Annotated in this window: 29 protein-coding genes and 1 pseudogene; 23 read left to right on the forward strand and 7 right to left on the reverse strand. The window is 69.8% G+C overall.

Annotation, left to right across the window (positions count from 1 at the left end):
• Nucleotides 1-13: 13 nt before the first annotated feature.
• Nucleotides 14-466, forward strand: coding sequence for an Lrp/AsnC family transcriptional regulator (locus DY023_RS02595; RefSeq protein WP_116240787.1), 453 nt, complete (start codon nucleotides 14-16; stop codon nucleotides 464-466).
• Between the two features lie 7 nt (nucleotides 467-473).
• Here DY023_RS02595 and DY023_RS02600 read toward each other — a convergent pair whose 3' ends face one another.
• On the reverse strand, nucleotides 474-1,214 hold the full coding sequence (locus tag DY023_RS02600) for a YggS family pyridoxal phosphate-dependent enzyme (protein ID WP_245958558.1): 741 nt from the start codon (nucleotides 1,212-1,214) through the stop codon (nucleotides 474-476).
• Nucleotides 1,215-1,334: 120 nt separating this feature from the next.
• Here DY023_RS02600 and DY023_RS02605 point away from each other — a divergent pair, with 120 nt between their 5' ends.
• Nucleotides 1,335-2,291: a 1,4-dihydroxy-2-naphthoate polyprenyltransferase gene (locus tag DY023_RS02605; RefSeq protein ID WP_116240788.1), complete on the forward strand. Its 957-nt coding sequence runs from the start codon at nucleotides 1,335-1,337 to the stop codon at nucleotides 2,289-2,291.
• Between the two features lies 1 nt (nucleotide 2,292).
• Here DY023_RS02605 and DY023_RS02610 read toward each other — a convergent pair whose 3' ends face one another.
• Nucleotides 2,293-3,318 (reverse strand): ArsR/SmtB family transcription factor, encoded by a 1,026-nt coding sequence (locus tag DY023_RS02610; protein ID WP_116240789.1) that lies wholly within the window; start codon nucleotides 3,316-3,318, stop codon nucleotides 2,293-2,295.
• A gap of 67 nt (nucleotides 3,319-3,385) precedes the next feature.
• Here DY023_RS02610 and DY023_RS02615 point away from each other — a divergent pair, with 67 nt between their 5' ends.
• The 3 genes from DY023_RS02615 to DY023_RS02625 are packed head-to-tail and all read left to right on the forward strand — an operon-like array spanning nucleotide 3,386 to nucleotide 4,722.
• Nucleotides 3,386-3,766: a cupin domain-containing protein gene (locus DY023_RS02615; RefSeq protein WP_116240790.1), complete on the forward strand. Its 381-nt coding sequence runs from the start codon at nucleotides 3,386-3,388 to the stop codon at nucleotides 3,764-3,766.
• A 7-nt stretch (nucleotides 3,767-3,773) separates the two neighbouring features.
• The gene (locus tag DY023_RS02620) at nucleotides 3,774-4,067 is read left to right on the forward strand and encodes a DUF4287 domain-containing protein (protein WP_116240791.1); all 294 of its coding nucleotides are present in this window, start codon (nucleotides 3,774-3,776) and stop codon (nucleotides 4,065-4,067) included.
• Nucleotides 4,068-4,077: 10 nt separating this feature from the next.
• On the forward strand, nucleotides 4,078-4,722 hold the full coding sequence (locus DY023_RS02625) for a dihydrofolate reductase family protein (protein WP_116240792.1): 645 nt from the start codon (nucleotides 4,078-4,080) through the stop codon (nucleotides 4,720-4,722).
• A 51-nt stretch (nucleotides 4,723-4,773) separates the two neighbouring features.
• On the opposite strand, the gene DY023_RS02630 is transcribed toward DY023_RS02625, so the two are convergent.
• Nucleotides 4,774-5,049 (reverse strand): DUF4229 domain-containing protein, encoded by a 276-nt coding sequence (locus DY023_RS02630; protein WP_116240793.1) that lies wholly within the window; start codon nucleotides 5,047-5,049, stop codon nucleotides 4,774-4,776.
• Between the two features lie 66 nt (nucleotides 5,050-5,115).
• Between DY023_RS02630 and DY023_RS02635 the strand changes: the two genes are divergently transcribed.
• The 4 genes from DY023_RS02635 to DY023_RS02650 all read left to right on the forward strand — a co-directional run bounded on the left by DY023_RS02635 (nucleotide 5,116) and on the right by DY023_RS02650 (nucleotide 8,812).
• On the forward strand, nucleotides 5,116-5,454 hold the full coding sequence (locus DY023_RS02635) for a PLD nuclease N-terminal domain-containing protein (RefSeq protein ID WP_116240794.1): 339 nt from the start codon (nucleotides 5,116-5,118) through the stop codon (nucleotides 5,452-5,454).
• Nucleotides 5,451-7,355, forward strand: a complete 1,905-nt coding sequence (locus DY023_RS02640) for a thiamine pyrophosphate-binding protein (protein ID WP_116240795.1) — start codon at nucleotides 5,451-5,453, stop codon at nucleotides 7,353-7,355. The genes DY023_RS02635 and DY023_RS02640 overlap by 4 nt, the downstream gene beginning before the upstream one ends.
• On the forward strand, nucleotides 7,352-7,816 hold the full coding sequence (locus DY023_RS02645; protein WP_116240796.1) for a hemerythrin domain-containing protein: 465 nt from the start codon (nucleotides 7,352-7,354) through the stop codon (nucleotides 7,814-7,816). Before DY023_RS02640 ends, DY023_RS02645 begins: the two co-directional genes overlap by 4 nt.
• Nucleotides 7,817-7,957: 141 nt before the next feature.
• A complete protein-coding gene (locus DY023_RS02650) occupies nucleotides 7,958-8,812 on the forward strand; it encodes a polyphosphate kinase 2 family protein (RefSeq protein WP_116240797.1) in 855 nt (284 codons plus the stop codon).
• A gap of 1 nt (nucleotide 8,813) precedes the next feature.
• Here DY023_RS02650 and DY023_RS02655 read toward each other — a convergent pair whose 3' ends face one another.
• Together DY023_RS02655 and DY023_RS02660 are read right to left on the reverse strand one after the other, a co-directional pair.
• Nucleotides 8,814-10,082 (reverse strand): isochorismate synthase, encoded by a 1,269-nt coding sequence (locus DY023_RS02655; RefSeq protein ID WP_116240798.1) that lies wholly within the window; start codon nucleotides 10,080-10,082, stop codon nucleotides 8,814-8,816.
• Between the two features lie 9 nt (nucleotides 10,083-10,091).
• Nucleotides 10,092-10,703, reverse strand: a complete 612-nt coding sequence (locus tag DY023_RS02660) for a DUF402 domain-containing protein (RefSeq protein WP_116240799.1) — start codon at nucleotides 10,701-10,703, stop codon at nucleotides 10,092-10,094.
• 44 nt (nucleotides 10,704-10,747) lie between these two features.
• Here DY023_RS02660 and DY023_RS02665 point away from each other — a divergent pair, with 44 nt between their 5' ends.
• Genes DY023_RS02665 through DY023_RS02680 form a run of 4 tightly spaced genes read left to right on the forward strand, consistent with a single transcriptional unit; the run spans nucleotide 10,748 to nucleotide 15,016 of the window.
• A complete protein-coding gene (locus tag DY023_RS02665; RefSeq protein WP_116240800.1) occupies nucleotides 10,748-11,467 on the forward strand; it encodes a class I SAM-dependent methyltransferase in 720 nt (239 codons plus the stop codon).
• 20 nt (nucleotides 11,468-11,487) lie between these two features.
• On the forward strand, nucleotides 11,488-12,540 hold the full coding sequence (locus DY023_RS02670; RefSeq protein ID WP_116240801.1) for a polyprenyl synthetase family protein: 1,053 nt from the start codon (nucleotides 11,488-11,490) through the stop codon (nucleotides 12,538-12,540).
• A 49-nt stretch (nucleotides 12,541-12,589) separates the two neighbouring features.
• A complete protein-coding gene (locus DY023_RS02675; RefSeq protein ID WP_116240802.1) occupies nucleotides 12,590-13,960 on the forward strand; it encodes an FAD-dependent oxidoreductase in 1,371 nt (456 codons plus the stop codon).
• A gap of 9 nt (nucleotides 13,961-13,969) precedes the next feature.
• Complete coding sequence (locus tag DY023_RS02680) at nucleotides 13,970-15,016, forward strand: alpha/beta hydrolase (RefSeq protein WP_116240803.1); 1,047 nt, start codon at nucleotides 13,970-13,972, stop codon at nucleotides 15,014-15,016.
• Between the two features lie 22 nt (nucleotides 15,017-15,038).
• On the opposite strand, the gene DY023_RS02685 is transcribed toward DY023_RS02680, so the two are convergent.
• Together DY023_RS02685 and DY023_RS02690 are read right to left on the reverse strand one after the other, a co-directional pair.
• On the reverse strand, nucleotides 15,039-15,359 hold the full coding sequence (locus tag DY023_RS02685) for a DUF7882 family protein (RefSeq protein ID WP_116240804.1): 321 nt from the start codon (nucleotides 15,357-15,359) through the stop codon (nucleotides 15,039-15,041).
• 74 nt (nucleotides 15,360-15,433) lie between these two features.
• Nucleotides 15,434-15,922, reverse strand: a complete 489-nt coding sequence (locus tag DY023_RS02690) for a YajQ family cyclic di-GMP-binding protein (protein WP_116240805.1) — start codon at nucleotides 15,920-15,922, stop codon at nucleotides 15,434-15,436.
• Between the two features lie 192 nt (nucleotides 15,923-16,114).
• Between DY023_RS02690 and DY023_RS02695 the strand changes: the two genes are divergently transcribed.
• The 10 genes and pseudogenes from DY023_RS02695 to DY023_RS17890 form a co-directional block, all read left to right on the forward strand.
• A complete protein-coding gene (locus DY023_RS02695) occupies nucleotides 16,115-17,347 on the forward strand; it encodes a sugar ABC transporter substrate-binding protein (RefSeq protein ID WP_116240806.1) in 1,233 nt (410 codons plus the stop codon).
• A 67-nt stretch (nucleotides 17,348-17,414) separates the two neighbouring features.
• Complete coding sequence (locus DY023_RS02700) at nucleotides 17,415-19,031, forward strand: ABC transporter permease subunit (protein ID WP_116240807.1); 1,617 nt, start codon at nucleotides 17,415-17,417, stop codon at nucleotides 19,029-19,031.
• Between the two features lie 2 nt (nucleotides 19,032-19,033).
• Nucleotides 19,034-19,918 (forward strand): sugar ABC transporter permease, encoded by an 885-nt coding sequence (locus tag DY023_RS02705; protein WP_116240808.1) that lies wholly within the window; start codon nucleotides 19,034-19,036, stop codon nucleotides 19,916-19,918.
• 147 nt (nucleotides 19,919-20,065) lie between these two features.
• A complete protein-coding gene (locus DY023_RS17885) occupies nucleotides 20,066-20,221 on the forward strand; it encodes a hypothetical protein (protein WP_181905694.1) in 156 nt (51 codons plus the stop codon).
• Between the two features lie 77 nt (nucleotides 20,222-20,298).
• The gene (locus tag DY023_RS02710) at nucleotides 20,299-21,300 is read left to right on the forward strand and encodes an ABC transporter (protein WP_116240809.1); all 1,002 of its coding nucleotides are present in this window, start codon (nucleotides 20,299-20,301) and stop codon (nucleotides 21,298-21,300) included.
• Nucleotides 21,301-21,368: 68 nt separating this feature from the next.
• Nucleotides 21,369-21,803, forward strand: a complete 435-nt coding sequence (locus DY023_RS02715; RefSeq protein WP_116240820.1) for a hypothetical protein — start codon at nucleotides 21,369-21,371, stop codon at nucleotides 21,801-21,803.
• A gap of 167 nt (nucleotides 21,804-21,970) precedes the next feature.
• Nucleotides 21,971-22,618 carry a spermidine/putrescine ABC transporter substrate-binding protein gene (locus DY023_RS02720; RefSeq protein WP_181905695.1) on the forward strand — a complete coding sequence of 216 codons (648 nt, stop codon included), beginning with the start codon at nucleotides 21,971-21,973 and terminating at the stop codon, nucleotides 22,616-22,618.
• A gap of 101 nt (nucleotides 22,619-22,719) precedes the next feature.
• Nucleotides 22,720-23,196, forward strand: coding sequence for a DUF2975 domain-containing protein (locus tag DY023_RS02725; RefSeq protein WP_116240810.1), 477 nt, complete (start codon nucleotides 22,720-22,722; stop codon nucleotides 23,194-23,196).
• A complete protein-coding gene (locus DY023_RS02730) occupies nucleotides 23,196-23,408 on the forward strand; it encodes a helix-turn-helix domain-containing protein (protein WP_116240811.1) in 213 nt (70 codons plus the stop codon). The genes DY023_RS02725 and DY023_RS02730 overlap by 1 nt, the downstream gene beginning before the upstream one ends.
• 79 nt (nucleotides 23,409-23,487) lie before the next feature.
• A pseudogene (locus tag DY023_RS17890) lies at nucleotides 23,488-24,733 on the forward strand (DUF2157 domain-containing protein); the annotation flags it as partial.

Consider the following 24,733-nt stretch of genomic DNA (forward strand, 5'->3'; position numbering starts at 1 on the left):
TATTCTTCCATGTATGGATGATGCTGTCGACCGCGCGATCGTCGCCGAGGTCTCCCGCGACGGACGGGTGACCCTCGCCCAGCTCTCCGACACCGTCGGGCTGTCCACTTCGGCCGTGCAGGCGCGGCTGAAGCGACTGGAGTCGCGTGGCGTGATCACCGGCTACCGAGCGCTGCTCGATGCCGAGCAGATCGGCAAGCCGCTCTCCGCCTTCATCGAGATCACGCCGCTCGATCCGGCGCAGCCGGACAATGCGCCGGAGCTGCTGGAGCACCTCGACGCCATCGAGGCGTGCCACTCGATCGCCGGCGACGCCAGCTACATGCTCTTCGTGCGGGTGCCGTCGCCGCGGGCGCTGGAGCAGCTGGTCCGCGACATCAGGCTCGCCGCGAACGTCAGCACGCGCACGACGGTGGTGCTGCAGACGTTCTACGAGAATCGCGCGATCGTCCCCGCCGGGGGCTGAGGCGGACTCAGGCCGGGTACGTCCGGGCGCCGAAGATCTTCTGGCCGACGCGCACGACGGTGGAGCCCTCCTCGATCGCGGCCTGGTAGTCGCCGGACATGCCCATCGACAGCTCGCCGGGGCCGACCAGGTCGTGCTCGCGCGCCCGGTCTCGCAGGTCGCGCAGGATGCGGAAGCACTCGCGTACACGGTCGGTGTCGCTCGTGAAGAGGGCGAGCGTCATCAGTCCCTGAACGCGCAGGCTGTCGCGGTGTCTCAGCTCCTCGAGGAACGCCAGCGCCTCGGCCGGTTCGACGCCCGACTTCTGCTCCTCGGCCGAGGTGTTCACCTGCACGAAGACATCGAGCGTCCGTCCGGCCGCCTGCAGCCGCTTGTCGAGCGCGTCTGCGAGCCGGATGCTGTCCAGTGCCTGGAACTCGTCGGCGAAGGCCGCGACATCCTTGGCCTTGTTGGTCTGCAGGTGCCCGATGACCGACCAGCGCAGGTCGAGATCGGCGAGGTTCTCGGCCTTGCGCTTCGCCTCCTGCACCTTGTTCTCGCCGAGGTCGGTCGCGCCGGCCTCGATCGCCAGGCGCAGGCGCTCCTCGGGCACGGTCTTGCTCACGGCCAGAAGCCGGATGCCCGATGCATCGCGCCCGGAGCGCTCCGCGGCGGCGGCGATGTTCGCCCGAACGTCGGCGAGGTTCTGCGCGAACTCCGCCACGGAGGTCGCCTGCGGGTACAACGGTCGTGCCGGGGTTTCACTCACGCTTCGAGAGTACCCGCCGTCATCCCCTCCGCTCCGGTCGCGAAGGATGCCGGTGCGGGGACGGAACACCCGCATCGGGTGAGACCGGAGCATCAAAAGCCGGGCCAGTAGGATGCGGACGTGGCATCCGGCAAGAGCAACAAGAGCAAGAAGAAGAGCGGCGTCAGCGGAAACCCGGCCAAGCGACCCGCGGTCGAACTGGGGCCTGTGCGCGTCGGCGACTGGATCGGCGCGGCGCGGCTGCGCACGCTGCCGCTGGCCGTCGCCCCCGTCGTGCTCGGAACCGGCGCGGCGCAGACCGTGGACCACCTGTTCCACTGGGCGATCGCCCTGGCATGTCTCGCCGTCGCCGTGCTGCTGCAGATCGGTGTGAACTTCGCCAACGACTACAGCGACGGCATCCGCGGCACAGACGCGCACCGGGTCGGGCCGGCACGCCTCACTGCATCCGGCCGGGTGCCCGCGAAGCAGGTGCTCGTCGTGGCGCTGGTGTTCTTCGCGCTCGCCGCGCTGGTGGGGCTCGCGATCGTCATCCGCACGCAGCAGTGGTGGATGCTGGCGGTCGGCGCCCTCAGCATCATCGCCGCGTGGTTCTACACCGGCGGGAAGCGTCCCTACGGCTACAACGCCATGGGCGAGTTGTTCGTGTTCGTCTTCTTCGGTCTGGTCGCCACGCTCGGCACCACCTGGGTGCAGGTGTTCGCGCTGCCGCTGTCGGCGTGGCTGGGCGCTGTCGGCGCCGGACTGTTCGCCTGCGCCGTGCTGCTGGCCAACAATCTGCGCGACATCGACCAGGACCGTGCAGTGGGTAAGCGCACACTCACCGTGCTGATCGGCAAGACGGCCACGAAGATCCTGTACACGCTCTTCGTGCTCGTCCCGTTCGCGTTCTCGGTGCTCTACGCCCTGCTCTACCCGATCGCGTGGATCTCGCTGCTGGTGCTGCTCGCGGTGCTCCCCGCCATCCTCATCGTCTGGACCTATCGCCAGGCGCGCGAGCTGATCATCGCACTGAGCCTCACGTCGCTGTCGTCGCTCGCCTGGGCCGGGCTCATCTACTGGGCGCTGGTCGGCTGACTCAGAGCCCGGCGCCGACGAGCGCCTCGCCGAGCGGGGTGCGCAGGTGCAGCATCCGGTTCCCCTCGCGCGCGCTCGTGAGCAAGCCCGCGTCCCGCAGCACGGTGAGGTGATGCGACGCGGTCGACACCGCGATCCCCGCATCCACGGCCACCTGCGACGTCGTGCGCGCGATGTGCGCCTGCAGCAGGATCGCGGCGCGCACGGGGCCCACGAGAGCGCCCAGGGCGTCGGCGAGGTCGGCCGCGTCCCGCGCCCACCCCGCCGTCACGCCGCGGGCCGGGTAGAACAGTGTGGGCTGCGCGGGCGGCTCGGTCAGCACCATGCAGCCCCACGACGACATCACCGACGGCACCAGGACCAGGCCGCTGCCGCGGCAGTCGACGTCCTCGCTGTGCCGGCGCAGCTGCACCCGAACCGCGCCATCGCTCCAGCGCACGGAGCGGTGCAGGCCGCCCGCCATCGCGGCGAGGCCGTCGGCGGCGACGGTCCTGGCGCGCACGGCGATGTCGGCGCGCAGCATCCGCTCCAGCTGTGGCCACACCGGGGCGAGGGCGGCGTCCCAGACCTGCTCCCAGGCGTCGGCGAGCAGCGCGCGAGCCCGTTCGGGATCTGCGCGCATCCGGCGCAGCGCCTGCTGGCGCTCGCCGGAGGAGCGCTGGATCATCTTGCCGAGGTCGACCAGGATGCCGGGCACCGGCGCGATGCGCAACGCGGCGAGTTCATCCGCCGGTGTCAGGTCCCATCGCGCGTCCGTGGTGAGGAAGTCGGGCATGTATCCGTCTGCGCCGATCACCTGGGCGAGCAGGGAGAACGGCTCCCTGGGCACGCTCTCGCGCACCTGCTTCAGCCAGCCCCACTGCAGCGGATGCTCCGCCGGGCGCAGCAGCACGCGCACGGCGTGCGCGAACTCGTGACCGGGCGAGACGCCGAACCTGACGGCCTGGATGTCGCCGGGGCTGAGGCGGAAGTCCACCCGGTGATCCGGGCTCTCCACGCCCTCGCGGGGACGGATGTTTCGATCCACATCGAAACTCTAGGGGCTGAGTCTGCACGGACGGAAGAGTGAGATCACCGCACGAAAGGAGCACATCATGGTCGAGACACTCGCCGTTCCCACGCTCGTCGAGCCGGATGAGATCCGCCTCGGCAGCGGTCGCAGCCGGCGGTTCCAGGGCAGCGAACACGGGGCAGGCATCTCGTACTTCTACATCGACAACCAGCCCGGCCAGGGCGCCTCGCTGCACTGGCATCCCTACCCCGAGACATGGGTCGTGCTCGAGGGCGAGGCCACCTTCGTCGTCGGCGACCAGCAGATCCACGCGACCGCGGGCGACACCGTCACCGGCCCGGCCTACGTGCCGCACAAGTTCACCAACACCGGCACCGGCACGATGCGCCTCATCGGCATCCACGCCTCCGCCGTCATCATCCAGACGAACCTCGATCCTTCGTCAAGCTCCGGAACCGAATAGGAGACACATGTCCTTCCAGGCATACCTCGACAACATCGAGACCAAGACCGGTCTCACCCCTCGCCAGTTCGTCGAACTGGCGACGGAGAAGGGCTTCGGCCCGGACACCAAGGCCACCCCGATCCTGGAGTGGCTGAAGTCCGACTACGACCTGTCCCGCGGCTACGGGATGGCACTCGTGCACGTGATCACCAAGGGGCCGCAGATCAGCGCCAAGCACGTCGGCACCGGCGGCACGCATGCAGATGCCTCAGACACCCTGTGGCTGGACGGCAAGGCCAGCAACCCCCTGAACGGCTGAGAGGAAACCCATGACTGTACACGTCGACCTGAACATCTCCCTCGACGGCTACGCCACCACGACGGACCAGACGCCCGAGAACCCGTTCGGCGACGACTGGGGCCGCCTGGTCGCCGCCTACACCGCCACCCGCACCATGCAGGAGCGCATCTTCGGCGACACCTCCGGTGCCGGCACGACGGGCGTCGACGAGAAGTACGCGGCGGCCTACTTCGACGGGATCGGCGCCGAGATCATGGGCGCGGGCATGTTCGGCCTGCACCTGCACGGCGAAGACCCGGACTGGCGCGGCTGGTGGGGGGAGGAGCCGCCGTTCCAGGTGCCGGTCTTCGTGCTCACCCACGCGTCACGCCCCTCGATCGCGTTCGACAACGGCACGGTGTTCCACTTCCTCGAGGCGACGCCGGAAGAGGCGCTGCGCCGGGCCTCCGAAGCCGCCGGCGGGCGGGACGTGCGGATCGGCGGCGGCGTCGACGTGGTGCGGCAGTTCCTCGCCGCGGGCCTGGTCGACCGGCTGCACGTCGGGATCGCGCCGATCCTCCTCGGTCGCGGCGAGAATCTCTGGAAGGAGCTGCGCGGCCTGGAAGCCGGCTGCGAGGTGACGAGCGAGGTCGCCGAGAGCGGCACGATCCACGTCACGTTCCGCAGGCGCTGAACGCGAAGAGACGAGAGGAGCGGATGCCGGCCGGCATCCGCTCCTCCTCGTTCAGGCCTCGGGCGTCTCGCCGTCCTCCACGTCCTCGTCGGTCGTCTTGCCCGGCCGGCGGGCTGCGCGGCGTTCGTAGATCTCACGGGACGTCGCCGAGAGAGGCGTGCGCAGGAACAGCAGCGAGATGCTCATGCCGATGAGTGCGGCGAAAAGTGCGGCGAGCCACCAGAACTCGCGGAAGATCGGGAAGAAGAACCACAGGATCGCCAGCGGCACCAGGAACGCCAGCAGACGCAGCACGGTGTACACGAGGAGGGGTGGGAGCTTCTTCACCCGAACAGCTTAGGCGGGTCGCTTAGGACTGGGCTGGGCGCGTCATTCCGCGCCTACACTGGACATATGGCGCGGGTCCTCATCGTCGGCGGTTTCCTGGCCGTCGTGTTCTGGGTGTTCAGCATCGTCGACTGCGCCGTGCAGCCGGCGACGCGGCACCGTGGCGTGCGCAAGGGCGCCTGGGTGGCGATCGTCGTGCTCATCCCGGTGATCGGCGGCATCCTCTGGTTCTCGATCGGCAGGCGGCGCAAGGACGACTCCGACACGCGACCCTATGCGCCCGACGACGACGCCGAGTTCCTGCGCGGAATCAACCGCAAGGAGCAGGACGCCCGCATCCGTGAGCTCGAAGAGGAACTCGCCAAGCTGGACGAGGACGGCGATCACCCGGACCCGCGGTCGTGACGGGTTCCCCAGCCAGTACGGCCGCCGGAGATCTGCTCGCCGACCTCATCGCGCACGGAGTGCGCGATCTCGTCCTCTCGCCCGGTTCTCGATCGCAGGCGCTCGCGCTGGCGGCGACGGCCCTCGACCGAGCCGGTCTGCTGCGCGTGCACGTGCGGGTCGACGAACGTGTAGCCGGATTCACCGCCCTCGGCATCGCGAGGGAGACGCGCGTGCCGGTGGCCGTGGTCTGCACCTCGGGCACCGCGGCCGGCAACCTGCTTCCTGCGGTCATGGAGGCGTTCCACTCCGGTGTGCCACTGCTGCTGATGACGGCCGACCGGCCGCCCGAGCTGCGTGGCGTCGGGGCGAATCAGGCGACCGTGCAGACCGGCATCTTCGGCCCGTTCGTGCGCTGGACGGTGGACGCCCCGGTGCCGGGCTCGGCGCCGGTACCCGTGTCGGAGAACACGGATGAGATGTCTCCCGCCCGGCGTGCCGCCGGCGAACACGCCGTCGGGGCACCGGAATGCCTGCGGAATCCGACGGCGGAGAGCGGGGCCGAGCCGATGGCCGGCACGGCCCCGGTGTCGGATGTCACGGACGAGGCGCGCGCGGCACAGCGCGGCGGGGACCGACACGCCGCCCACCACGCGGATGGACTGTGGGGTCCGACCGCGGATGCCGCGACAGCCTGGTCCGGACTCGGCGTCCAGGCGGTCGAAGCGGCCCTCGGCCTCACGGGCGAGGGCGTTCCCGGCGTCGCCGGCCCCGTGCACCTGAACCTTCCCGCCCGCGAGCCGCTCTCGGCCGCGACCGAGGTCACTGCCGTTCCCGGACCCGCGCCGAGCCCCCCGGCATCCGATCCGCTCCTGCTCGCACGCGGGCCGCGCACCGTCGTGATCGCCGGAGCGGATGCCGGTGCCGACGCCGAGGAGATCGCTCACGCCGGCGGCTGGCCGCTCATCGCCGAGATCGTCAGCGGTTCCCGGTTCGGACGCCAGCTGGTGCACGACTACCGCGGACTGCTCCGCGATGAACGGCTCGGCGGTCGCGTCGAACGGGCCGTCGTGTTCGGGCATCCGACCCTCAGCCGCGAGGTGACCGCGTTGCTCTCCCGCCGCGATGTCGAGGTGATCGCCGTGCGCGGCGGGGGAGAGCCGCTCGACTTGAACGCGCGCACCACGGCGGCGTCCGCCGTGACCGTAGAAGCGGGCGAGACCGATCGCCAGTGGCTCGGTGCGTGGATGATCGCCTCGCAGGCCGCCGCGATCGACCTCTCCGAGGCGGCCCCCGACCAGGACGGACTGAGTTCGAAGGACCCGCTCGCGCGGGCCGAGGCGGTACGGGCGGAACTCGACGCCGTGCGCAGGCCAGTGGATCGTGCGCTGCTCGCCGACGCCGTCTGGCGCGCGACCTGGCCGCACGACCGGCTCGTCTTCGGTTCGTCGCGGCTGGTGCGCGTCGCCGATCAGGTGCTCGGCGGCAAGAAGGTGCCGGTGCACGCGAACCGCGGCCTGGCCGGCATCGACGGCACGATCGCGACCGCGATCGGCATCGCCGTCGCCAGCCAGGGCGACGGCGCCCTCGGCGTCACGCGCGTGCTGCTCGGCGACCTCGCTGCACTGCACGACGTCGGCGCGCTGCTGCTGCCGGCGGGCGAGAGGGCTCCCCGCATCCAGGTGGTTGTCGGCAACGACGGCGGCGGCACGATCTTCGACGGGCTCGAGGTCGCGGCATCCGCCCCGCAGAACGACCTGGACAGGGCGTTCTACACGCCGCACGCCGCACGGTTCGCCGACCTCGCGGCGGCTTATGGCTGGGAGTACCAGCGGGTGTCGACCCGTTCCGCGCTCGACCAGGCGCTCACCTCGCCGGTGACCGGGCCGCAGCTGATCGAAGTGCCCTTGGAGCGACGATGAGCGACGCCGAACGATTCACGGCCTGGAGCGACGAGCTCCGGCGCGTGCACGGGAGGCTGCGTGAGGCTCTGCGGGTGACCGGGGAGGCGCTCGCCGCAGGCGAGCAGACGGCGCCGGCGGCCCGCGACCTGCTGCTGTACTGCCGGGGATTCTGCAGCGCGCTCGACTCGCACCACCGTGGTCAGGACCGATCGCTGTTCCCCGCGATCGAGCGGGAGCACCCCGACCTGGCTCCGACGCTGCGCAAGCTCGAGCAGGACCACGCGATGATGGCGCACCTGATCGAGGGCCTGCAGTCGGCCGTCGAATCGGATGCCGCTCCGGCTGACCTCGCCCGTCACCTCGACGGTCTCGGCGCGATCATGGAGAGCCACTTCCGGTACGAGGAGCGACAGCTGCTGACTGTGCTGGACACCCTCGCCGCCGACGCCGCACCGCGCGACGCGCTCGGCACGCTCTGAGCGGCCGTTCTCCCCGTTCCGGTCTCGCTCGTTGCGGGTGCGAGACGGGGCCGGCACCCGCATCCTTTGAGACCGGAGCTGTCGGGCGGGCGTTTCTCCCCGGAGCAGGGGAAGGGGCGCCGCGTGCGGCAGGATGTTCGCATGACGAAGCATGTCTGGCACGAGCACCCGTCCGACACCCTGCGCGTGGAGGAGGGATTCCGTCTCGCCGACGTCGATGCGGACTCGACGCCGGGGTTCCCGCACGGGAAGTCGCACGGCGAGAAGGAGCTCGCGAAGCGCCGCGAACTGCTCGGAGATCTGCAGGAGCGGCTCTACGCGGCCAGCCGCGTCGGCGACGACACGGATGCCGTGCTGCTGGTCCTCCAGGCGATGGATTCCGCGGGCAAGGGCGGCATCGTGCGGCACGTCGTGGGCGGGGTCGACCCGCAGGGTGTGGAGCTCGCTGCGTTCAAGGCGCCCACCGATGAGGAGCGCGCGCACGACTTCCTCTGGCGCGTCGAGAAGCGACTGCCCCAGCGCGGGTTCATCGGGGTCTTCGACCGTTCCCACTACGAGGATGTGCTCATCGGCCGGGTGCGCGCGCTGGCGTCAGCGGACGAGATCGAACGCCGGTACGGCGCGATCCGCGAGTTCGAGCAGAAGGTCGCGGCATCCGGCATCCGTCTCGTGAAAGTGATGCTGCACATCTCGCGCGACGAGCAGAAGGCGCGGCTCATGGAGCGGCTCGACCGCCCCGACAAGCACTGGAAGTACAACCCGGGCGACGTCGACGAGCGGATGCTGTGGGACGACTACATGCAGGCGTATCAGACCGTCTTCGACCGCACCTCGACGACGGATGCGCCGTGGCACGTCGTCCCGGCGAACCACAAGTGGTACGCGCGGCTGGCCGTGCAGGAGCTGCTGATCTCCGCGCTCGAGGGCATCGACCCGCAGTGGCCGGCCGCCGACTTCGATGTGGAGGCCGAGAAGAAGCGCCTCGCGGCGAGCTGAGTCAGGCCAGCGCGTCGACGATCGGGCGGAACTTCACCCGCGTCTCGAGCAGCTCGGTCTCGGGGTCGCTGCCGGCCACGATGCCGGCGCCGGCATACGCGGTCACCGGGATCGTGTCGTCCGCGACCTGGCCGGCCTCGCCGCCGCCGAACTGCGCGCAGCGCAGCGCGACAGCCCATTCGCCGTTGCCCGCGGCATCGACCCACCCCACGGGCCCGGCGTACCGGCCGCGGTCGAAGGGCTCCAGGCGGCGGATCGCCTGCACCGCGACATCCGTCGGCGTGCCGCCGACAGCGGCGGTCGGATGCAGCACGCCGACCAGGTCGAGCGCGGAGGCACCGTCGGACAGCTCGGCCTCGACGTCGGTCGCCAGGTGGAACAGGTTCGGCAGCTTCAGGATGAACGGCTGCTCGGCGGCTGCGAGGGCGCGCACATGCGGCCGAAGGGAGGCGAGCAGGCTCTGCACCGCGTACTCGTGCTCGTCGAGGTCCTTCGTGCTGGAGGCCAGGTAAGCGGATGCAGCGGTGTCGGCATCCGCGTCGGCGCCGCGGCCGATCGTGCCGGCGAGCACCCGGGCGGTCACGGTGCCGCCCTGCACGGTCACGAGAGTCTCCGGACAGGCTCCGATGAATCCGTCGACGGCGTAGGTCCAGGTGTCCGGGTATCCGGTCGCGAGCGCCCGCACGAGCCGGCGCAGATCGGATCCCGCGGGAACGCTGCCGGTGAGATCGCGGGCCAGCACGACCTTCTCGTAGTCGCCGGCGGTGATCTCGGCGACGGCGCGGCGCACCGAGTCCTGATAGCCCTCCGGCGACTGCGCGCCCGGGCCGAGGGTGCCGGCCCAGTGCGGCCCGTACTCGCGCGGTGCGACGTCAGCGGGGACGTCCTCCTCCGCGCCGCGGATGCGGGTGATCCAGCCGCGCCCGTCTCGGCGGCCGACGATCGTCTCCGGCACGATCAGCACAGCGTCGCGAGCGGAGCCCTCGTCGAAGGTGAGGGTGCTGAAGCCCACCAGTCCGGTGCCCGGCAGGCCGACCTGGTCGTCGATCTCGGCCGCGGCGGCCAGTTCGCGCCACGCCTCTGCCATCAGCGCTGCACGGCTCAGCCCTTCACCGGCGGGTACGCGGATGACGACCTGGTGCCGGCCTCCGGCCGCGACGATGCCGTCACCGCGGCGCAGCCAGGCGAGCGGCTCATCGGGGTCTGCATACGCCAGGGGGTCTTCGACCGGATCGATCTCTCGGGTCTCCACGACCAGTCGGGTAGTCACCCGATCAGCCTAGCTTTCTGCCGGCAGCGGCCGGTCCAGCCCCAGGGCCACGAGGCGGTCCAACCAGGCATCCGCGGTCGCGTCGTCGAAGGGCGCCCGCTGTGCGCGCACCAGGGTCTCGAGCTCGGACGCACGGGCCTCGAGGTGCGCCATGATGTCGGCCGGGTAGCCGAACCGCGCGCTGTGCTCCTCCCACTCGTCCTGGTCCACGATGCGGGTGCCGCGCTCGTCGAGGTGCCGCACGACGTCGAGGTCCATGTCGATCGCCGTCGCGACGAACGGGTCGTCGTCCGACCAGCGCACGTCCCAGGCGAGGTCGATGTAGATGCGCATCGCGCGCGGATGACCCCGGTGCACGGTGAGTGCGTAGTCGCCGGCGTCGGCGGGCAGCAGCAGCACCTTCTGCGCGGGGTTGACCCGCGGAACGAGCGTCACGTTCGGGCTCTCGGCGACGAACGACTTCCCCGGGCGACGGCTCATCCAGCCCACCGGCTGTCCGGTCCAGTCGCCCCACTGGTCCGCACCCAGGTACACGCCCTCGCCTCCCCAGTGCGGCGAGCCGTCCCACTTGCGCCACTGGAAGATCATCGTCTGGCCGGGTTCAGGACGCTGTGCACTCACTCGGCCGAGTCTATTGCGGAGCCGCTGACACGTAGGATCGAGGGATGACCGCAGAGCCCAACCGCGCCGACCTCGGCAAGGACCCGGCCCGCGTCAGCGGGATGTTCGATCAGGTCGCCGCCGGCTACGACCGCACCAACACGGTGATGACCGTCGGCAACGATGCGCTCTGGCGCGCCGCGACCACCAGGGCCGTCGCGCCCCGCAGGGGCGAGCGCATCCTCGACCTCGGCGCCGGCACAGCATCCTCCTCGGCCTCCCTCGCCGCAAGCGGTGCCGACGTCGTCGCTGCCGACTTCTCGCCGGGGATGCTGGAAGAGGGACGGCGCCGGCACGGCGACCTGCCCAACCTCAGCTTCGTCCAGGCGGATGCCACGGACCTGCCCTTCGGCGACGCGGAGTTCGACGCCGTGACCATGTCGTACAGCCTGCGCAACGTGCAGGACCCGAAGAAGGCGATCGCGGAACTGTTCCGTGTGACCAAGCCCGGCGGTCGCCTGGTGATCAACGAGTTCTCCACGCCGCCGTCGCCGATCTTCCGCGCGTTCTTCGGGTTCTACAACTCGCAGGTGCTGCCGCGGGTGGCACGCGTCGCCGGCACGAACGGCGAGGCCTACGACTACCTGAACGAGTCGATCAGGGAGTGGCCCGACCAGAAGACGCTCGCGGCGTGGCTGCGAGAGGCGGGGTGGATCGACGTGGCCTGGCGCAACCTGTCCTTCGGGATCGTGGCGCTGCACCGCGCTCGCAAGCCGGTCGCCTGACCACGGGTAGGCTGGTCTCCGTGACTTCGAGCCCCGACGCCCCGGGCACGCGCCTTGCGAGCCTGCTGGGCTTCAGCGACCGCGTGTTCCTCGGCCCTTCGGCGCGCCGTCTTTCGCGTGAGGTCGAGGCCGGCCTGGAGCTCGTGGAATCCGGGCTCGCGGAGGATCTCAAGGCCACGGACTCCGTCGCCGATGCCGCCAGCCGCTACCTCTACGAGGCCGGCGGCAAGCGCATCCGCCCCATCCTGACGCTGCTGACCGCGCAGCTGGGCGACGGCAACATCCCGGCCGTGATCGACATCGCCAAGGCGCTCGAGCTCACGCACCTCGGCTCGCTGTACCACGACGACGTCATGGACGGTGCGGACAAGCGCCGCGGCGTGGCCGCCGCGCACGAGGTATGGGGCAACAACGTCGCCATCCTCACCGGCGACATCCTGTTCTCCCGTGCCAGCCAGCTCATGTCGCACCACGGCGACCGTGCCATCAGGCTGCAGTCCGACACCTTCGAGCGGCTCGTGCTCGGCCAGCTGCACGAGACCGTCGGCGCGCAGCCGGGCGACGATCCGATCGAGTTCTACATCCAGGTGCTCTCCGACAAGACCGGCTCGCTGATCGCCGCCGCCACGCAGGGCGGTGTGATCTTCTCGAACGCCCCGGCCGAGTACGAGGAGCCGATGCGCGTCTTCGGTGAGAAGATCGGCGTCGCGTTCCAGCTGCTCGACGACGTGATCGACCTCTCCGCCAACCCGGCGGACACCGGGAAGGTGCCGGGCACCGACCTGCGCGCCGGTGTTCCGACGATGCCGTATCTGCTGCTGAAGCAGGACGACGCGGGTGACCTCGCACAGCGCATCGATGAAGGCGTCGCCCGGATCGCCGAGGGGGAGGACCCGTCGCTGCTCGACGGCCCGCTCGCAGAACTGCGCGACCACGCGGCCACCCAGCGCACCCTCGCTCTCGCGCAGTCCTGGACCGACGAGGCGATCGCCCAGCTCGCCGTCCTGCCCAAGGGCCCGGTGCGGGACGCGCTCACCCGATTCGCGGAGAGCCTCGCGGAACGCTCGCGCTGAGCGGCATCCGGCTCTTCGAACTCCGCACCGACCTCACGGAAGGATCCTCATGACCAAGCTCAGGCTGGCTATCGTCGGCGCAGGCCCGGCAGGCATCTACGCCGCCGACCTCCTGCTGAAGGCGGAGCGGAAGTTCGACGTGTCGATCGACCTGTTCGAGCAGCTGCCCGCCCCGTACGGCCTGGTGCGCTACGGCGTCGCCCCCGACCACCCGCGCATCAAGGGGATCATCAACGCCCTGCGCGACGTGCTCGACCGTGGCGACATCCGCCTGTTCGGCAACGTGCGCTTCGGCGAGGACATCACCCTCGACGACCTGAAGCGGCACTACAACGCGGTGATCTTCGCAACCGGAGCGGTGCGCGACACCTCGCTCGACATCCCCGGCATCGACGCGCTCGGCTCGTACGGCGCCGCCGACTACGTGAGCTGGTTCGACGGGCACCCCGACGTGCCGCGCGAGTGGCCGCTGGATGCGGCATCCGTCGGCGTCATCGGCAACGGCAACGTCGCGCTCGACGTCTCGCGCATGCTCGCCAAGCACGCCGAGGACCTGCTGGTCACCGAGGTCCCGCGCAACGTCTACGAGGGCATGAAGAACAGCGCCGTCACCGACGTGCACGTGTTCGGACGCCGCGGTCCCGCCCAGGTGAAGTTCACGCCGCTCGAGCTGCGCGAGCTCGGCGAACTGCGCGACGTCGACATGGTCGTCTACGACGAGGACTTCGACTACGACGAGGCGTCGAAGGATGCCGTCGCCAGCAACAAGCAGGTCATGGTGATCGACCGCGTGCTGCAGTCCTGGCGCAAGCTCGACTCCGTGAACAACGCCGGCGGCACGGCGTCGCGCCGACTGCACCTGCACTTCTGGGCCAAGCCCGTCGAGGTGCGCAAGGACGAGCAGGGCCGCGTCGCAGCGCTGGTCTACGAGCGCACGAAGTCGGATGGCGCAGGCGGAGCGGTGGGCACCGGCGAGATGCGCGAGATCCCGATGCAGGCGCTGTACCGCGCGATCGGCTACTTCGGGTCGCCGCTGCCGGATGTGCCCTTCGACAAGAAGCACGGCGTCATCCCGAACCGCGAGGGCCAGGTGCTGGAGACCAAGTCGAACCAGCGCGTGCCCGGCATCTACGCCACCGGGTGGATCAAGCGCGGCCCCGTGGGCCTGATCGGTCACACCAAGTCGGACGCGATGGAGACCGTGCGGCACCTGATCAACGACCAGGGCTCGTGGTGGCGTCCCGAGCAGCCCGAGGAAGAGGCGATCCCCGCCCTGCTGCAGGAGCGCGGGGTGCTGTGGACCGACCTGGACGGCTGGCACCGCCTCGACGCCCACGAGATCGCGCTGGGCGAGCCCGAGGGGCGCGCCCGCATCAAGGTCGTCCCCCGCGACGAGATGGTCCGCGTCTCGCGCGACTAGTCTGACCCCATGGGGGAGTGGACACCGGACGTTCTGGGCGACGAGTTCTTCCAGCAGACGCTGCCGCTCGGTCAGGACGACGAGGGCGAGGTCGTCGCGACGATTGTGCGCGCGCTGCCGCCCGCGCCGGAGCCGGCTCCCGCGCCGACGTTCTGGCAGCGGCTGCGCGGCGTCCGGCCGGCACCTGCGCCGATGCCGCCGCTGGGTGACGTCGACGTGCTGTACGTGCACGGCTGGTCGGACTACTTCTTCCAGAAGCGCCTGGCCCGGTTCTGGACCGCGCGCGGCGCGCGCTTCTTCGCGCTCGATCTGCGCAAGTACGGCCGCAGCCTGCGGCCCGGCCAGACGCCCGGCTACATCGACGACCTCGCGACCTACGACGAGGACATCGCCGCAGCGCTCGCAGTGATCAGGGAAGGGCAGGATGCCGGGCCGCGACGCCTCATGCTCTTCGGGCATTCGACCGGGGGCCTGATCCTCAGCCTGTGGGCCGATCGGCATCAGGGCGAGGCTGCAGGGATGGTGCTGAACAGCCCTTGGCTGGAGTTCCAGCTGCCCCGCTTCCAGCGTGAGACGATCGCTCCGCTGGTGGGGATGCAGGCGAAGTACTGGCCGTTGGAGAAGGCGCCGCAGGTGGATCTCGGGTTCTACACCCGCGCGCAGAATGCGGTCGCCGATCCGGACGATCCGATGGATGTGAACCTGGACTGGCGGCCGGAGCAGACGATGACCGTGTACGCCGGTTGGCTCAACGCGATCCTCACCGGACACCGCCAGATCGCGGCAGGCGTGCAGATCGACGCCCCGGTGCTCGTCCTGCTGTCGGCGCGCACGGCGATGCCGACCGCCTGGTCGGAGGACCTCACCCGCGCCGACACGGTGCTCTGGGTCGATGACATCGCCCGAGCCGCGCTGAAGCTCGGCCCCTCGGTGACCGTGGCCCGCATCGACGGCGCCCTCCACGATGTCTTCCTGTCGCGCCACGAGGCGAGGGAGGACGCGTATGCGCGTCTGGCGCAATGGGTCACCGGCTGGAACGCGGCGACCCGGGCCTGATCCGGTGATCCCGGACCGCGCGCTACGCGGTCGTCTCGGGCTGCTCCTCGATCTCGTCGACGAGCTGGATCCCGCCTGTCGCGTTGGCGGAGTGCATCAGACGCTCGATCCAGTCGGCGTTGAGGTCCGGTGGTTCCGGCTCGTCGAAGGTGAAACGCAGCGGTATCGAGGGATGCAGCCAGATCGTCGTCCTGCCGACAGGTTCGCCGTCCGGATGTCGCCAGCTCAGTGTGAAGCTCTCCTGCCGTCGCAGCTTGGTGGCGATCACCACCTTCAGGTGCGCGAGTGCCCGGTCCTCGATGAAGATCGGGCGGTCGGAGTCGTCGTAGATGAGAGCGCCCATGCTCCGACGGTACGCGCACCGAACGCCCGGAGGAACCCGAATCGAGTGCGGGCGCCGGGCGCGGGAGCGCGCGATCAGCGGTAATTGACGAACTGCAGGTCGATGTCGAGGTCGCTGCCCTTGAGCAGCGCGATGACGGCCTGCAGATCGTCGCGGCTCTTGGACTGCACGCGCAGTTCGTCGCCCTGGATCTGGCTCTTCACGCCCTTGGGACCCTCGTCACGGATGATCTTGCTGATCTTCTTGGCGTTCTCGCTGGAGATGCCGTCCTTGAGCGAGGAGACGATGCGGTACTCCTTGCCGCTGGCGAACGGCTCGCCCGAGTCGAGGCTCTTCAGCGAGATGCCGCGCTTGATGAGCTTCGACTGCAGCACGTCGAGGACGGCCTTCGCTCGCTCCTCGGCGTTCGCCTTGATGAGGATCTGCTCGCCGCTCCACGCGACCGAGGCGTCGGTGCCCTTGAAGTCGTAGCGCTGCTCGATCTCCTTGCGGGCCTGGTTCACGGCGTTTTCGGCCTCCTGGTGATCCACCTTGGAGACGATGTCGAATGAAGAGTCAGCCATGCCGCCCAGTGTAACGAGTGCGGCTTTACCGCATCCGATCTGGAAGCGCTTCCATGAAAGGCGATGCCCTTCCTGCAAGGTCACAGCTCCGTATCGCCCTCTCCGGGCGTGTTGCGCACGACGGCTCTTCCATGCATACTGTAAGCGCTTGCAGTTTTGCAGGCCCCACGCATCGAGAGAGGCACACCACCAATGAAGGTGAACAAGAGGAGCATCGCGGCCTTCGGCGCGATCACCGTTCTGACCTCGCTGGCGCTCGCCGGCTGCAGCAGCGGATCCACGGACGACAAGAGCTCGGACGCGGGCGCGAAGAGCGGCAAGCTCACTGTCTGGGTCGACGCCGAGCGCGTCGACGCAGTGAAGCCGGCCGCGACCGCCTACGAGAAGAAGACCGGCATCGAGGTCGACATCGTCGGCAAGGACGTCGACACCATCAAGGACGACTACATCCAGCAGGTGCCGACCGGCAAGGGCCCGGACATCACCATGGGCGCGCACGACTGGCTCGGCGAGCTCTCGACGAACGGCGTCGTCGCACCGATCGAGCTCGGAGACTCGGCCGACGACTACCTGCCCGTCGCACTGCAGGCGTCGACCTACGAGGGCACGACCTACATGCTCCCCTACGCGGTCGAGAACATCGCCGTGCTGCGTAACGCCGACATCGTCAAGGAGCCGGCGACCAGCTTCGACGACATGATCGCCAAGGGCAAGGCCGCCGGCCTCGAGCAGCCGTTCGTCGTCGAGCAGGGCAAGGACGGCAACCCTTACCACCTGTACCCGTTCCAGACCGCGTTCGGCGCCCCGGTGTTCGGCACTGACGACAAGGGCTCCTACGACCCGACCGACCTGCAGCTCGGCAGCGACGGCGGCTTCGAATTCGCGAACTGGCTGTCCGCCCAGGGCAAGGCCGGCACGCTGAACACCGACATCGACGGTGAGATCGCCAAGCAGCAGTTCATCGACGGTAAGGCGGCCTTCTGGCTGACCGGCCCGTGGAACGTCAGCGCCGCGAAGGACGCCGGCATCAACCTCGCGATCGACCAGGTCCCCAGCCCGACCTCCGAGGTCGCCTCGCCGTTCGCCGGCGTGAAGGGCTTCTTCATCAGCGCCGAGTCCAAGAACAAGGTCGCCGCGAACGACTTCCTGGTCAACTACATCGGCACCGAGGACGTCCAGCTCGAGCTGTTCAAGGCCGGCAACATCCTCCCCGCTCTGACCGCGGCAGCCGACGAAGCGGCATCCGACCCGATCGTCGCGGGCTTCCAGAAGGTCGGCGGCGACGCCGTGCCGATGCCCGCGATCCCCGCGATGGGTTCCGTGTGGCAGTACTGGGGCATCGCCGAGGCTGCGATCATCAACGGCGCCGACCCGAAGACGACGTGGCAGAAGCTTGTCGACGACGTGACGGCTGCAATCAAGTAAGAAAGTCCACCTCTGCCGGGGCGGGGCGTCCGCTCCGCCCCGGCGGTCGTGCATGAGGGGACCAGGCATGAGCCAGACCATCGAGCGGGAGACGCCGCAGGCGCCTCCCACGAAGAAGCAGCGCCAGGCCGCGCGGATCGCCGAAGCGGCATCCGGCAGCATCCGCTGGATGCTGCTGAAGATCCTGCTGCTGGCGATCGTCGACGCGATCGCGCTCTACGCGGCGTTCGTCCTGGTCTCGCACCAGGAATGGCTGGTGCTCGGCGTCGTGGTCGTCGTCGCGGTGCTGGTCAACTGGATCTACTTCAGCCGCAAGCGCATCGCGGCGAAGTACCTCACGCCCGGGGTGATCTTCCTCATCCTCTTCCAGGTGTTCACGCTGCTGTACACCGGGTACATCGGCTTCACCAACTACGGCACCGGGCACAACGGCAGCAAGGAGCAGGCGATCTCGTCGCTGATGGCCTCCGCCCAGGAGCGCGTCGAGGACTCGCCCACCTACCCGGTCACCGTCGTCGAGCGGCTCGGCACGCTCGGCCTGCTGGTCACCGACCCCGAGGACGGCGACGCGAGCGTCGGCACCAACGACCAGCCGCTGCAGGATGCTCCTGACGCGACCGTCGAGGGTGGTAAGGCCGTCGCGGTCGACGGCTGGACCACACTCTCCTTCGCTCAGGTCATCTCCCGCTCGAGCGAGATCGAGAAGCTCTCGGTGCCGTTCAGCGAGGATCCCAACGACGGCGCCATCCGCACGCCGGACGGCCAGAACGGCTACCTCTACATCTCGACACTGGTCTACGACGCAGACGCCGACACCATGACCGACACCCGCACCGGTGTGGTCTACAGCGACACCGGAGTGGGAGCGTTCACCGCCGAGGACGGCGACCAGCTGATGCCCGGCTGGCAGATCACCGTCGGCTTCGACAACTTCGTCCGCGCGATCACGGATGCCTCGATCCGCGGGCCGCTGATCTCGGTGACGATCTGGACCTTCGTGTTCGCCCTCATCTCCGTGGCATCCACGTTCTTCCTCGGCCTGCTGCTGGCACTGGTGTTCAACAACAGCCGGATGCGCTTCCGCAACGGCTACCGCATTCTGCTGATCCTGCCCTACGCCTTCCCGGCGTTCCTGTCGGCGCTGGTGTGGGCGGGCATGATGAACGAGAGCTTCGGCTTCATCAACCAGGTGATCTTCGGTGGGGCGTCCATCCCGTGGCTCACCGACCCGACGCTCGCGAAGGTGTCGGTGCTGATCGTGAACCTGTGGCTGGGCTTCCCGTACATGTTCCTGGTCTGCATGGGCGCCCTGCAGGGCATCCCGGAGGACGTGAACGAGGCCGCCGCGATGGACGGCGCCAATCCGTGGCAGATCTTCCGGCGTATCAAGCTGCCGCTGCTGCTCGTCACCGTGGCGCCGCTGCTGATCTCGTCGTTCGCTTTCAACTTCAACAACTTCAACCTGATCTACATGCTCACCGGCGGCGGTCCGCGCTTCACGGACGTGGCGATCCCGGTCGGGCACACCGACATCCTGATCTCGATGGTCTACAAGGTGGCCTTCACCGGGCAGACCCGCGACTACGGCCTGGCCTCGGCGTTCACCATCCTGATCTTCATCGTCGTCGCGGTGATCTCGATCGTGAGCTTCCGCAAGACCAAGGCCCTCGAGGAGCTGAACTGACCATGAGCACTGCAGTCTCCGCATCCCGCCGCTCCTTCGGCAAGTGGTTCGCCGACACCGGCTGGCGGCATGTCGTCGCCATCGTCGTGAGCGCGTTCGCGATCTTCCCGCTGCTCTACGTGCTCTCGGCATCGCTGAACCCGAAGGGCACGCTGACCGGTTCGAACCAGCTGTTCTCGGCGATCGGCTTCGACAGTTACGTGCGCATCCTCACCGACCCGAAGAACCCGTATCCGCTGTGGTTCTGGAACACGCTCGTCATCGCGACGGTCACCGGCTTCGTGACGGTCTTCCTCGGCGCGCTCGCGGCGTATGCCTTCTCGCGCATGCGCTTCGCGGGTCGCCGCGTGGGCCTGGTGACCATCGTCGTGGTGCAGATGTTCCCGCAGCTGCTCGCTGTGGTGGCGATCTTCCTGCTGATGTCCACGCTCGGCGACTGGTTCCCGGCGATCGGGCTGAACACGCACACCGGCCTGATCCTCGTGTACCTCGGTGGCGCACTCGGCGTGAACACCTACCTCATGTACGGGTTCTTCAACACACTGCCGATGGAGCTCGACGAGGCCGCGCGCATCGACGGCGCCGGCCACGCGCGCATCTTCTTCACGATGATCCTGCCGCTGGTGGCCCCGATCCTCGCGGTGGTCGCGCTGCTGTCGTTCATCGGCACGGTGAACGAGTACGTGATCGCCAGCGTCATGCTCATCGACCCCGACAAGCAGACGCTCGTCGTGGGCCTCACCAAGCTGGTGTCGAACCCGCGCTACGCGGACTGGTCGGCGTTCTCGGCGGGGGCCGTGATGGCCGCCGTCCCCGTCATGGTCCTGTTCCTCTTCCTGCAGAAGTACATCGTCGGCGGCCTGACCGCCGGAGCGACGAAGGGCTGATCCCGGCATCCGCCCTTCGCGGCGAGAAACGCCTCTGCGCATGAGACACGCCACCCGCGGGTCGGTCTCGGGCGCAGAGGCGTTTCCGTTGACCGGCGCGGGTGTGTCGGGCGCCCGGATGCCGCAGGCGCGGCGTACGGTGGCGGCATGAGCGCTCGGGTGGGAGGGCGGAATCGGGTGATCGCGTGGGTCGCAGGGTTCTTCTGCGCGTGCGTGGTCGCGGTGCTGCTGTGGTTCGCGCAGCCGGCGGGGCCCGCGCTGCTGCAGTTGATCGGTGACGGCCTGCGCAATTCGATGCCCTGACACGACGGCACGCCTCCGCTGGTCTCTGTTCGGCGCGCGCTAATCTCGCAGCGAACCCACCGACGAGAGGCGGCACCATGAGCGACCCCGAGGTTCCCCAGCCCGAGAAGCCCACCGACGTCGACGGCGTCGTGGACAGCGCCAAGGCCGGACTCGCCGACGCCGAGGCCGCTGCAGCAGGCGCTCCGTCGCCGAAGACCGATGACGCGCCGGACGCCGCAGTCACGACTGCGGATGACTTCGCGACCGCCGACGAGACGGCCGCGGATGCCGCAGCGATCGACCCCGACGCGGCGGCCTTCGCCGAGGCGGAGAAGTCGTTCCCCGGCACCTTCGCCACATCTGCCGACGATGTGCCCGATGACCACGAGCCCCCGACGAAGGTCGAGTACTCCGCGACCGATGGCGTCGCCACGGCGGCCTACGGGGCCACGGCGACCGCGGCCGCCGCCGCTGCGGCCGAGACGCAGGTCATGCCGGCCGAGCCTGTCGTCGACGCCCCGCCGCCCCAGCCGCAGCCGATCTTCGTGCAGGCGCCTGAGCCGCCGCGCCCGCTGGGCAACCGCGGCACGGCAGGCGCCATCGGTCTGCTCGCCACTCTCAGCTTCGCGATCCTGCTGCTCGGCGTCACTCTCGCGATCGGCGCAGCCGGCGGCGACGTCACTGGCGACAACATCGGTGACAAGGCGCTCGCCCCGCTGACCACCTGGTCGTTCTGGACCCCGGTCGTCGTCTTCTTCATCGCCTTCTGGCTGCTCGGAGCGATCATCAACCGCGGACGCTGGGGCCACTGGGTCATCTGGGGCCTGCTGGTCGGAGTCGCGGCCTGGGCCGGACACCTGCTCGGCCAGCTGTTCCAGGAGCAGTTCTGGACTCTCACCGCCCAGCAGGGTGTGGACCTCATGCAGGACCAGCTGTTCGCGCCGCTGGCGATCGCGGCGTTCATCATCGGCCGCGAGCTCACGATCTGGTTCGGTGCCTGGGTGGCGCGGGCCGGCGCCCGCAAGACCCAGCTGAACATCGAGGCGCAGCGCGAGTACGAGCGCACCCTCGAGGCCGGCCCGACCCTGTCGAGGTAATCACGTCCACGACGCCGTCAGACCCCCGCGAGCCCCGGGCCGCGGGGGTCTCGGCCGTCCTGGCGGTGGTGCTGGCCACCGTCCTGTTCCTCGGATTCGCGATCCTCGGACTGGGCATGCTGAGCTACTTCGCCGACGTCGACATCCTCGACGTACCCGCGCTGGGGCAGTACCCGGGCGTCGTGGGCATGCTCGCGGCGATCGTCGTGTTCGTCGTTGTGCTCGCGCCGACGGCGCGGATGCCGCATCCGGCATATCCGGCATCGGTCCTCGTCGCGCTGGCGAGCGCGCTCGCCCACCTCGCGGGCGTGTGGCTGGCGGCGCTGATCGGCGGCGCCGGCGTCACGGCGGCGACCGCCGCGGTGATGCAGCTGGTGACGGGCGGGGCGACCCTCGTGATCGGGCTCGCCGCGGTCGTCGCCGCGTGGATCGGGATCGCCCTGCGCCGCACCCGGGCACAGAAGCCGCAGTGGCCCTGGGAGGACCGGTCCGGCGACGAGTGAGCCCCGCGTCCGGCGGACGGATCTGCAGATGGCGGCGGACACGCGGCGGATTCCGCCGCCGTCCGACGGATGCTCCGCCGCCTGCAGAGCGCGGCTGCTCGGATGCCGGACAGCCGGATTCCGCGCGGTTCCGCGCCTGCGCGGCATCCTCCGCTTACGCTTGTCCCGTGGAGCGCTCGCTGGAGACGCAGGTGGACCAGGCCGTGGAGGCCTGGTTGCGCTGGGTGCCGCGCTGGGAGCCGGCCACCCACCGCGGACGCGTCGCGCCCTGTCGGCGCTGTCTGGGCTCGCCCGTGCTCTCCGCCGTCGGGATCGGCGGGAACGTGCCGCACGGCGTGCAGCACGGACTGTCCACCCGGATCAAGACGATCGTCGACCGCGCCGTGGCCGAGTACACGGCCCGCAACCTGCCGATGCTGCAGCGCGAGCTCGATCAGCAGGCGGACCGGAACAGGTCTCGCAGCTACCGGCCGGGGGAGGACCTCGACCCGGAGTACGACGGGATGCCGCTTGACCCCGACCCCGTACCCGGTGCGCCGTTCCTGTTCACCGTCGCCGGGATGGCCGACGATGCCGCCGCCGAACTGCCCCCGCTCCCGCCACTGAGCGAGGACGCCAAGGCGGCGCTTCGTCAGGAGGTGGCGCTCGCAGACGAGTACGCGAACATGGTCGGGCGTGAGATCTGCGGCATCCTGCTGCGGCACCGGCTCGCCGTGCAGGGCGCGATCTCGCAGTACGTGGAGCCGCAGATCGAGGCGATGCTCGCCGAGCTGAGCGAGGCGCTGGACTCGCCGTTCGACCCCGACACGCTCTGACACCCCCGAACGCTGGGAATCGTACGGGCGCGATTGCGCTGCCGTCGTCGCAACGGCTATCGTTTTTCGATAGATATGCACTGTCTATCGATAGGAACATCATGCAGCCCCGTGCCACCTTCGCCCTGAAGGCACTGATCGTCGTCATGCTCGCGCTGCTGCTCGTCGCCCAGATCTTCATGATCCCGCGCGTCGCCGCGAGCACGGCGGAGAGGAACCCCGACGTGGCCTTCCTCGAAGTCCCCGGGATCGTCGGCGCCGTGCTCTTCCTCGTGCTGATCGAGGTCGTGCTGCTGTGCGTGTACCGTCTGCTCACGCTGGTGCGCTCCGACCGCATCTTCAGCCCCGACGCGTTCCGCTACGTCGACGTGATCGCCATCACGATGCTGGCCTCCGCGCTGCTGATCGCGGTCAGCTACGCCGTCGTGTTCGCAGCACGCGCGGCGAACCCCGGCATCACGATCCTCGCGCTGCTCGGGGTCACCGTGAGCGTGGCGCTGACGCTTCTGGTGCGCGTCATGCGCGGCCTGCTGCGCAAGGCGCTGCAGCTCGAGCAGGATCTGTCCGAGGTCGTCTGATGCCCATCGCGATCGACATCGACGTCATGCTGGCCCGGCGGAAGATGAGCGTCCAGGACTTCGCCGACGCCATCGGCATCACGCCCGCCAACGTCGCGGTGCTGAAGAACGGGCGGGCCAAGGCGGTGCGGTTCACCACGCTCGACGCGATCTGCCGGGTGCTGGACTGCCAGCCCGGGGACATCCTGCGCCGGGTGCCGGAGGAGGAGTGATGTCGAGTTCTCCACAGGGCGCCGCACGGCTGCCGCGCCAACCGCTACCGTCCTACCAGATCCAGCAGGGGGAGACGCGATGACCACCACGAGCGAGCGCGGCATCGTCTGGAGCGAGCAGGCCGCCGAGCACCTTCTCGACACCACGACCTGCCCGATCTGCGTGAGCGCGCAACTGCTCGACGGCCACTGTCCGCTGTGCGGCGTCGATCTCACCGGGCGTGCCGGTGCCGACCTGTGGGCGGCGTCCGTGGCGGCGGCCCGTGTGCTGCGCGACCGCGCGAACCTGCAGCGCGGCGCGCTGCTGACCCGCACGCCGGCGCATCTGCAGACGCCCGCACTCGTGCCGGATGCCGCGCCAGGGAACGCGCAGCGGACGGATGCCGGCGCGGCGATCGGCGGCGGTGACGCGACGCCGACGGATGCGTCGACTTCGTCGCGGACACCGGTCGCGGCGACGCCCGCCGCGGCTGCGGCATCCGTGTCCGAGCCGCGGTCCGTCGCCGTCCCGCCGCCCGCTGGGCCCGCCTTCGTGCCTCCCGCCGGGCAAGCTGTCTTCCCGCCGCCTGCCGGGCTCGCCGTCCCGCCGCCCGTTCACACGGCGCCTGCGGCGCCCGCGGCGCACTTCTCCCAGCCGCTGAGCGCGCCGCCTGCGACGTACCAGGCTCCGCGCCCCGCGGCGCAGCAGGCGGCGAACCCCGGCGCGAGCCTGCAGTCGGTGCTCGCCACCGCGGGAGCCGGCCTGTTCGCCGTCGCCGCGATCGTGTTCACCTTCTTCAATCCCGACCTGGCCGACCGCACCGTGCGCAGCATCATCATCGGGCTGGTCACGCTGGTGTTCCTCGGCGGTGCGTGGCTGCTGGCACGGCGACGACTGCAGTCCTCCGCCGAGGCGGTCGGCGGTCTCGGCCTGGTGTTCGTGGGGCTCGACGTCCAGGCCGTAGCCGGCACGTGGGCCGACGACACGACGTCCTGGACCGCTGCGGCGATCGCGACCGGCGTCGCCGGCGGGCTGCTTCTCGCCGCGGCGCTGCGCGCCCGCATCCGGATCTGGCTGTGGGCGGCGCTGCCGGCACTGGCCGCGGTGCCGGCGATGCTCGGCTTCGCCGCGGTCGACGGACTCGTCGGCGCGCTGCTGCTGGCGGGTGCCGCGTTCGCCGGCATGGGGTTGTGCGCGCTCCTGCCGCGATTCGCCGTGCAGTTCCCGCTCAGGGAGCGGGCTGCCGTCGCGCCGGCGCCTGCACCGGCACTCGCGCCGGCGCCGGCGCCGGCACCGGACCTGGACGTGACGCCGGGTGCCCCGGCCGGCCCGGTCGCCCCGGCGG

Origin of the sequence: Microbacterium bovistercoris, from assembly GCF_003387575.1 — a bacterium.
Classification (GTDB): domain Bacteria; phylum Actinomycetota; class Actinomycetes; order Actinomycetales; family Microbacteriaceae; genus Microbacterium; species Microbacterium bovistercoris.

Bases quoted from the DNA above. Each gene is read 5' to 3' on its own strand.
- DY023_RS02595 (WP_116240787.1), top strand. From the start codon at position 14: ATGGATGATGCTGTCGACCGCGCGATCGTCGCCGAGGTCTCCCGCGAC.
- DY023_RS02615 (WP_116240790.1), top strand. From the start codon at position 3,386: ATGGTCGAGACACTCGCCGTTCCCACGCTCGTCGAGCCGGATGAGATC.
- DY023_RS02620 (WP_116240791.1), top strand. From the start codon at position 3,774: ATGTCCTTCCAGGCATACCTCGACAACATCGAGACCAAGACCGGTCTC.
- DY023_RS02625 (WP_116240792.1), top strand. From the start codon at position 4,078: ATGACTGTACACGTCGACCTGAACATCTCCCTCGACGGCTACGCCACC.
- DY023_RS02635 (WP_116240794.1), top strand. From the start codon at position 5,116: ATGGCGCGGGTCCTCATCGTCGGCGGTTTCCTGGCCGTCGTGTTCTGG.
- DY023_RS02645 (WP_116240796.1), top strand. From the start codon at position 7,352: ATGAGCGACGCCGAACGATTCACGGCCTGGAGCGACGAGCTCCGGCGC.
- DY023_RS02650 (WP_116240797.1), top strand. From the start codon at position 7,958: ATGACGAAGCATGTCTGGCACGAGCACCCGTCCGACACCCTGCGCGTG.
- DY023_RS02665 (WP_116240800.1), top strand. From the start codon at position 10,748: ATGACCGCAGAGCCCAACCGCGCCGACCTCGGCAAGGACCCGGCCCGC.
- DY023_RS02675 (WP_116240802.1), top strand. From the start codon at position 12,590: ATGACCAAGCTCAGGCTGGCTATCGTCGGCGCAGGCCCGGCAGGCATC.
- DY023_RS02680 (WP_116240803.1), top strand. From the start codon at position 13,970: ATGGGGGAGTGGACACCGGACGTTCTGGGCGACGAGTTCTTCCAGCAG.
- DY023_RS02685 (WP_116240804.1), bottom strand. From the start codon at position 15,359: ATGGGCGCTCTCATCTACGACGACTCCGACCGCCCGATCTTCATCGAG.
- DY023_RS02690 (WP_116240805.1), bottom strand. From the start codon at position 15,922: ATGGCTGACTCTTCATTCGACATCGTCTCCAAGGTGGATCACCAGGAG.
- DY023_RS02695 (WP_116240806.1), top strand. From the start codon at position 16,115: ATGAAGGTGAACAAGAGGAGCATCGCGGCCTTCGGCGCGATCACCGTT.
- DY023_RS02700 (WP_116240807.1), top strand. From the start codon at position 17,415: ATGAGCCAGACCATCGAGCGGGAGACGCCGCAGGCGCCTCCCACGAAG.
- DY023_RS02705 (WP_116240808.1), top strand. From the start codon at position 19,034: ATGAGCACTGCAGTCTCCGCATCCCGCCGCTCCTTCGGCAAGTGGTTC.
- DY023_RS17885 (WP_181905694.1), top strand. From the start codon at position 20,066: ATGAGCGCTCGGGTGGGAGGGCGGAATCGGGTGATCGCGTGGGTCGCA.
- DY023_RS02710 (WP_116240809.1), top strand. From the start codon at position 20,299: ATGAGCGACCCCGAGGTTCCCCAGCCCGAGAAGCCCACCGACGTCGAC.
- DY023_RS02725 (WP_116240810.1), top strand. From the start codon at position 22,720: ATGCAGCCCCGTGCCACCTTCGCCCTGAAGGCACTGATCGTCGTCATG.
- DY023_RS02730 (WP_116240811.1), top strand. From the start codon at position 23,196: ATGCCCATCGCGATCGACATCGACGTCATGCTGGCCCGGCGGAAGATG.